Source organism: Treponema sp. R6D11 (genome assembly GCF_054786075.1).
On record NZ_BDHD01000506.1, the window covers coordinates 1 to 899 of the forward strand.

Genomic DNA, 899 nt, shown 5'->3' on the forward strand with positions numbered 1-899 from the left:
ATATACGGGCGTTGCGTACAATGGCAAACATAATGGACGATTATGAGGCTATTCCGGCAAATCAACGCAGAGATAGATACGATGATATGCTTCACTCCGCCCTAAGATCGGAACCCAACATGATTACCATTTATACAATATGGAAACCTAACGCCCTTGACGGAATGGACAGCCGCTATATCGGGCGTACGGGTTCCAGCCCCACAGGGCAATACGCGATGACTTTCAGCAAGGAAACAGGACAGATGGTCGCCCGTTCAAGCTCGGATATCGCGCACACTATGGAATATCTAACCGGTCCAAACGCGAAAAATGACCGTGTGGATAATCCGGAGCCATGGAAGGTAAACGGGAAAGACACGTTTGCGTTTAAAATGATGGTTCCAATACTGAATTCCAAAACCGGCGAAGTTGTAGGAGGATTGGGCTGTCTTTTGGCTATTGACGTAATACAAACCGCGGTGCAGGACGTTATAAAAAATAACGATGAAATATCCGCAATGGTAATTTATGCGGGTAGCGGAATGATAATGGGACACTTAATTCCAGACCGTGTTGGAAAGATGCTTATCGACGTGGATACGAGTTTTGGCGAATATATAAAGGAAGCTGATAAAGCGGTGCGTGAAGGCGTGGAATTTGAATGTAGAACATTTTCCCACGCGCTTGACTCGTATACAAGGCTTAAAACCATGCCCTTTAGAATAAGCGACTCCGAACAAGTCTGGTCAATAATGATTGTAGCCACAGAAAAACATATTTTACGGGAAGTTAAAACAATTACCGAATTTACCGTTATTCTGGCGGTTATAGCCATTATATTGGCGGCAGTAATTGTGTACTTTGTATTGAATAACGTAATCAACCCCATTGTAATGGTGGCGGAGCAACTCAAAGAC

Annotated in this window: 1 pseudogene; it reads left to right on the forward strand. The window is 44.2% G+C overall.

Annotation, left to right across the window (positions count from 1 at the left end):
• Window positions 1-20: 20 nt before the first annotated feature.
• Window positions 21-899, forward strand: a pseudogene (locus ACYVTD_RS14300) (hypothetical protein); the annotation flags it as partial.